A 6,708-nucleotide genomic window follows, 5' to 3' on the forward strand; every position below is an offset into this window, starting at 1 on the left:
CTCTTGTAGGTGATCTTTGTTATCTAATGATGACTTCACTGACGTTGCGGGCCGCTGTTCACCGCTTGGTCAGACCGCAATATTTTCCAACGCATAAGCATCCTCGTCTCTCTCATCAATCTCCTTGATCTGCTCAATCATCGCCTGCGCCAGCGGCGACAACCGATACCCTGCGCGGCTGACGATTCCGTAGCGGGTGTAGCGCTCCTCCAGGTTTTCGTCCAATCCCTCAATCTGCAAACACACCAGTTCGCCGCGAGCCATGTGCAGCACGTCGCTGTTGGCGCTGACGATGCCGATGGCGTCCGAGCGCAATACCACGCCCATGAGGCTGTAGCCGTTTTCGCATTCCACATTGGGCTGGTAATCCGGCCGGCCGCTGAGGTCGACGATGACTTTGCGCAGGTTCGGCGGGCGGATGGTCACTGCCAGCGGGTAGCTCATCAGCTCGGCGGCGCTGACGCTGTTGCGTGCGGCCAGGGGATGCCCGGCGCGGCAGCAGAAGTGCCAACGGCGCGGGCGCAGGCGGTGGGTGTGGTAGTCGGGGTTGGCTTCGAAGTGGCGGGTGTCGGCGACGAAGAATTCGAACTCTTCGCTGAGCAGCCGCTTGCCCAGGCTTTGCCAGTCGTCCACCTGGAACTGCACGCGGGCCTTGGGGTAGCGCCCGATAAAACTGCCGATGGCACGTGGGACTAACCCAGCTGCCGGCGCTGGGCCACAACCGAAACGCAGTTCACCGGCTTCCAGGCCGTTGAACTGGCTGATTTCGTTGGCCAGCTGTTGGGCGCCGCTGACCAGGCGCCGTGCATGCTCGAGCAGCACCTGGCCTTGCTTGGTGGGGGCCAGGTCTTTGCGGCCACGGTCGACCAGTTGGCAACCGGCACTGTGTTCCAGGGCCTGGATGCTGCGGCTGAACGCCGACTGCGACAGGTTCACCGCCGTTGCTGCCGCGACGAAACTGCGCTGTTCGGCAAGGGCGATGAAGTGGCGAAGCTGGCGCAGGTCGATATGCATTTTTCACATCAAAAATATCCGGGAAATGCATTGGCTATGCATTACGTCGACTCCTTATAAAGGCTATCTCTTATGCAGTAAATGTTCGTAAAAACATAAATAAATAACCTTTAGGAATATAAGGCGACGAGTGTTCCGGGGTTCTGGAGCCGCTTATGAGTTTGTTCAAGTCCTTGCCCCTGGCTGTTCTAGTGGCCGGTAGCAGCAGTTGGTCGCCGGCCCAGGCCGCTGAAACACCCGCGCCTGCCGGCAAGGGCGAAAGCGCCAGTGGCCAATTGGAAACTGTTACGGTCACTGCCCGGCGGCGTACCGAAAGTGCCCAGGCCGTGCCGACGCCCATGAGCGTGCTCGGTGGCCAGGCCCTGGAAACCCAGCGGGTGTACCGCATCCAGGATTTGCAGCAACTGGTGCCCAGCGTCAACGTCGCCTATATGCATGCGCGCCAGTCCAGCGTGTCGATCCGCGGCCTGGGCAACAACCCGGCCAGCGATGGCCTGGAAGGCAGCGTGGGGCTGTATATCGACAACGTCTACCTCGGGCGCCCGGGTATGGCGGTGTTCGACCTGATGGACATTGAGCAGCTTGAGGTTTTACGCGGCCCCCAGGGCACGTTGTTCGGCAAGAACACCACCGCTGGCGTGATCAATATCAGTACGCGCGCGCCGAGTTTTACTCCCGAGCGCAGCATCGAAACCTCCTTGGGCGAGGACGGTTATTTCCAGACCAAGGGTACGATTTCCGGCCCCCTGACCGATGACCTGGCAGGGCGTTTCTCGGCCTATCGCACGCGCAGCGACGGCGACATCAAGAATGAACACGACGGCCATGATCTGAACGGCGGTTCACGCCAGGGCTTTCGCGGGCAACTGCTGTACAAGCCCAACGAAGCGTTCAACCTGCGCTGGATCGGTGACTACAACGAAGAAGACTCCAGCGCCGGCACCCGCGTGCTGTACAGCACCGGGCCGACCATCAATGGCACCAACCTGTATCAATCCCGGGCCAACGCGGCAGGCGCCACCCTGGTGGACGGCACCCATCGCAAGGTCAACCTGGACAACGACCAGCACGTCACGGTGTTCCAGGGCGGTACCTCGCTGGAAGCCAATTGGACGCTGCCCAGCGACTTCACCCTGACCTCGGTGAGTGCTTACCGCTGGTGGAATTTCACCCCGCGCAACGATGATGGCCTCAACGTACCGGCGTCGTATAACGCTGGGGTTTCGGTGGAAGATAAGCAGTGGTCCCAGGAATTCCGCTTGGCGTCGCCCAGCGGTGGTTTCTTCGATTACGTGCTCGGCGCCTACTACTTCGGCTCCGACCTGGATAACAAATCCTTTGCCTACTACGGGCCCAAGGCCGATATCTGGAACGGCACGCCCGCCGGTGCGTTGAGCAATGTGAGCAGTGTGGGCAACGGGCATATCCGCACCGACAGTTTCGCGCTGTTCGCCCAAGGCACCTGGCACCTGACCGAGCGCCTGGATTTCACCGCCGGTGTACGCGGCACCTACGAAGAAAAAAGCGCCTGGGTCACGCGCAATGCGCCCGTCGGTGGCGCGGCGGTCAGCGGGGCCGCCGCCATGGCGCGGCGTGGGCGTACCGGGGCCTATGACTCGGGCGACCTGTCGCAATACAGCGCCACGCCGTCGGGGCTGCTCAATCTCAGTTATCACTTCAATGAAAACCTGCTGGGCTACGCGACACTGTCCCATGGCGAGAAGTCCGGCGGTGTGAACCTGGCGGTGGGGTCTGCGCCGACAGCCGGAGCCGACTCGTTGCTGATCGGCACCGAGCGCGCCAACAACGCCGAGCTGGGCTTCAAGAGCACGCTGTGGGACCGCCGCCTGCAACTCAATGCCAACCTGTTCTGGACCCAGGTCAACGGCTACCAGACCAACGCCTACGACCAGGACAACCGCGTGCAGTACCTGACCAACGCCGGCTCGGTGCGCTCGCGGGGCGTGGAAGTGGAAAGCACCCTGGTGCCGATCAAGGGCCTGACCCTGAACATCAACGGCTCCTTCAATGACGTGACGTACCTGTCTTACAAGGATGCGCCATGCCCGCCGGAAACCAGCCTGCGTCCCGGTGCGCCGGCGTCCTGCGACTTGAGCGGCCACCAAGTGGTGGGCGCGTCCAAGTGGATTGCCAACGCCAACGGCGAGTACAAGTGGAACCTGGCGAACGGCTTCGAACCCTACGTCACCGCCAGCTACGCGTTCCGTTCCAAGGCGGTGGGCACGGTGGAAGATTCCGACTACGGGCAGATCCCGGCGTATGCGGTGGTCAACCTGTCTACCGGTTTGCGCGGCGACTATGACCAGGGGCAGTGGGATGTGTCGCTGTGGCTGAAAAACGCCTTCGACAAAACCTACTACACCACCCTGTGGACCGGTGGTAACGGCGGTTACGAGGGCCTGCTGGGCACGCCGCGCACCCTAGGCGTGACTGGGCGCTACGACTTCTAGGTCGGTGCGATAGGTGGCCGGGCTGAACACCCGCGTCACCAGCAGCATCGCCACCACCGTCACCGTCAGCACCACCCAGGCGCTGACGAAATTGCCGGTAAGCTCACGCAGCCAGCCGGTCAGCCACGGCGAAATCGCATTGATCAAAAAGCCTACGCCTTGCACGAACGCCGCCAGTTGCCCCGCTTGGCGTGGGTCGCGATGGTGGTCGAGGGTCAGCAGCAGGCTCAGGGCAAAGCACGCCCCTAACCCGAAGCCGCACAAGGCCACCCACAGGTGGGGATATTCCTGCGGCGCAATGATCAGGCCCAGATAACCGATGGTTTGCGCCAGCAGGCTGATGCTGAGCAATGGGCGGCGGTCGATACCGCGTTGCGCCAGCACCGGCATCAGCAGGGCGGCCGCCACCTGAAAAATCGTCATGAATGCCAGCAACGACCCGCTGGGCAGCACGCCCCAGCCCAGTTGCTGATAGTAGGCCGGCAGCCACGCGACCATGCTCATGTAGCCGCAATTGACTAGGCCGAAATACAGCGCCAGCAGCCAGGCGCGGCGGTTGCGCAACCCTTTGAACGCAGGCGCCTGGAGTGGATTGCGCGCTGCGCCCAGCGGTAGCCAGGCCCACAGCAGCAATGCCCCCAGCGCCGGCAATAACCACACACCAAGGCCTGCCTGCCATTGCTGGAAATGCGTGGCTATCACCGGGCTGAGCAGCGCCGCCAGCCCACCGCCGGCCATCAGCGACGCCGAGTACACCCCCATCGCTACGGGCACACGGTGATGGAATTCACGCTTGATCATTGCCGGCACCAGCGCCTGGATCAGCGCAACACCCGCACCGCCAAGCAGCGCGGTAACCAGCAGTGCCGAGGCTTCGCCTATCAACCAGCGCGCCAGGCACGCCAGCAGAATCATCAACAAGCCCAGGGCGATGCCGCGACGCTCGCCCAAGCGAGCCTCCACGCGCACGCCCACCAGTGCCACCAACCCCATGCAGATCACCGGCAGGCTGGTGAGCAGGGCACTGCTCTGAAAGCTCAGGCCGGTGGCCTGGCGAATCTCGCCGAGCAGTGGGCTGATGGAACTGAGGATCGGGCGCAGATTCAGGCCGAGCACCACCAGCAGGCCCCAGCCGGCGAGGGATTTATTCAGGGTCATGCAGGGTTTTCCACTGGTGATACAGCGCAGTCATTGCGGCATCGGGCAGGTGCTGAATGGGCAGGCGTTGCGCGTCGATGGGCAAGCCAACCTGTTGGCTGATGGCTGCCGTCGACAGGCCGAATGGCTCGGCCATTTCGTTGCTGGCGGCAAACACTACGCGCTCGACGCCGCACAGGTACATGGCGCTCAGACACATCGGGCAAGGCTGGCCGCTGGCGTAGATCACGCACCCTTCCAGGCGTGCACCCAGCTGCCGGCTCGCTGCGCGAATTGCGAGCAGCTCGGCGTGGGCGGTGGGGTCCTGAGTCAGGTGGATCTCATTCACGGCTTCCACCAACATCTCATCGTTGCGCGTCAGCACCGCACCGAAGGGGCGGCCACCTTGGGCGACGTTGGCGCGGGCCAAGGCAATAGCGCGTTGCAGGTGTGGTTGATCGTTGGTCATACAAGGCCCCGGGGTGCGATGAAAGGTGAAGTATGGTCAGCCAGCAAGGTATGCTGAAATTAAATATAAACATGCCAATCAGTGGCAAACGCAATGGTGATGACGTTGTTCGATCCCGTGTTGTTGCGCAGCTTTGTCGCCGTGGTGGACTGCGGCAATTTCACCCGGGCGGCCGAGCGCCTGCATTTGACTCAATCCACCGTCAGCCAGCAGATCCGCCGTCTGGAAGACGCAGTGGCCTGTCAGTTATTGGACCGCGATCAGCGCCGGGTAGTGGCCACCGCCGAGGGTGAGCGTCTGCTCGCGTATGCGCGCCGTATTCTCGCGTTGCACGAAGAAGCCGCCGACGTGCTGATCAACCAGCAAAGCGACGGTGTGTTGCGCCTCGGCGTGCCGGAGGATTTCGCCGCCGAGCGCCTGATGCCGCTGCTTTCGGCGTTTGTGGTGGCGTACCCACGGGTGCGGCTGGAAGTCACCAGCGGTCTGGGCCCCGAATTGCAGCGCCAGTACCGGGGCGGTGAGTTCGATGTGTTGCTGGTCAAGCAGATGGGCGACAGCGACGACTGTGTGGCGTCGTGGCCGGAGCCCTTGTATTGGGTCGACAGCCTGAGCACCCCGGCCCTGGGCCGCGACCCGCTGCCGCTGGTGGCTTTCCCCGTAGGTGGCCTGTATCGCAACGACATGCTGCACCATCTGGAACGGGCCGGCTGGCGTTGGCGCATCGGCTATTCCAGCGCCAGCCTGGCCAGTGTGTGCTCGGCGGTGGCGGCAGGCTTGGGCATCAGTTTATTGCCAGAACGGGTGTTGCAACCGGGCCATCGCATACTCGGCCCAGAGAGTGGCTTGCCACCTGTTCATGGCGTGCGGTTGGCCCTGTATGGCCGCAGTGGTTTGGGCGCAGCGGGCCAGAGTTTGTTGGACGAGTTGCTGGCGTTGTGCAGTGGGAACCCGCACTGAGCCCATACCTTTGACGAATATTTTGTATGCCTTTAAGGCATTGAAAAACAACGGCTTGAAGCCAGGCCACGGACCACGTGGCTTTGGTGTGATCGGCTGTTTTATTTATGCGTTTTTGTTCTATATATAACTTTAAAGATTACTTTAAGAGATAAGTGTCTGGCACCGATGATTCAGCCCTCGACGGGCCTTCACGCTGGCCCGTCGGTTTTTCAAAACCGCAGGGAGTGAATCAATGGGCAAAGTCCAGGCCGCCGCCAGTGCATCTGAGGCGCAGTGGCGTCAGGCACCGAGTGGTGAGTTGGTCGACCTTGGCCGGCCGCATCGCGCGCCGTTGGGTCAATTGCGCCTGCAGAAGACCCCGAAGCGTTTTTCCAGCCGCCGCGAAGGGGTTTTGCTCGGGTTGCTGGTGTTGGCGCTGCACGGTGCAGTGATCTATTGGGTGAGCCAGAAACCCACGCCGGTGCTGCCGATTGTGCCGCCGGAAATTCCACCGATGACCATCGAATTTTCCCAGCCGGCGCCGCCGGTGGTTGAGCCGCCACCGCCTGTACCGCCACCACCGCCTCCGCCTGTGGTCGAGCCCCCGCCGCCGCTGGTGGATGAGTTGGCGGCCAAGCCGGCGCCGCCCAAACCCATTGCGAAACCCAAGCCCAAGCC

At 62.4% G+C, this 6,708-nt stretch carries 5 protein-coding genes and 1 pseudogene; 3 read left to right on the forward strand and 3 right to left on the reverse strand.

Features of this window, described 5'->3' with window-relative positions; all coding sequences use genetic code 11:
- Positions 1–69 precede the first annotated feature (69 nt).
- Entirely contained in the window at positions 70–1,014 is a 945-nt protein-coding gene (locus GIV26_RS23720) for a LysR family transcriptional regulator (RefSeq protein ID WP_073844017.1), read from the reverse strand.
- A 155-nt stretch (positions 1,015–1,169) separates the two neighbouring features.
- On the opposite strand from GIV26_RS23720, the gene GIV26_RS23725 reads away from it, so the two are divergent.
- The gene (locus GIV26_RS23725) at positions 1,170–3,485 is read left to right on the forward strand and encodes a TonB-dependent receptor (RefSeq protein WP_236282429.1); all 2,316 of its coding nucleotides are present in this window, start codon (positions 1,170–1,172) and stop codon (positions 3,483–3,485) included.
- On the opposite strand, the gene GIV26_RS23730 is transcribed toward GIV26_RS23725, so the two are convergent.
- The gene (locus GIV26_RS23730; protein WP_054920326.1) at positions 3,456–4,643 is read right to left on the reverse strand and encodes a CynX/NimT family MFS transporter; all 1,188 of its coding nucleotides are present in this window, start codon (positions 4,641–4,643) and stop codon (positions 3,456–3,458) included. The genes GIV26_RS23725 and GIV26_RS23730 overlap by 30 nt on opposite strands.
- Positions 4,630–5,091 carry a nucleoside deaminase gene (locus tag GIV26_RS23735; protein ID WP_057975344.1) on the reverse strand — a complete coding sequence of 154 codons (462 nt, stop codon included), beginning with the start codon at positions 5,089–5,091 and terminating at the stop codon, positions 4,630–4,632. The genes GIV26_RS23730 and GIV26_RS23735 overlap by 14 nt, the downstream gene beginning before the upstream one ends.
- A 105-nt stretch (positions 5,092–5,196) precedes the next feature.
- On the opposite strand from GIV26_RS23735, the gene GIV26_RS23740 reads away from it, so the two are divergent.
- Together GIV26_RS23740 and GIV26_RS23745 are read left to right on the forward strand one after the other, a co-directional pair.
- Complete coding sequence (locus tag GIV26_RS23740) at positions 5,197–6,048, forward strand: LysR family transcriptional regulator (protein WP_054920352.1); 852 nt, start codon at positions 5,197–5,199, stop codon at positions 6,046–6,048.
- A gap of 235 nt (positions 6,049–6,283) precedes the next feature.
- Positions 6,284–6,708: pseudogene (locus GIV26_RS23745) on the forward strand (energy transducer TonB); the annotation flags it as partial.

Origin of the sequence: Pseudomonas sp. PA-1-3F, from assembly GCF_021609665.1 — a bacterium.
GTDB classification, from domain to species: domain Bacteria; phylum Pseudomonadota; class Gammaproteobacteria; order Pseudomonadales; family Pseudomonadaceae; genus Aquipseudomonas; species Aquipseudomonas paracarnis.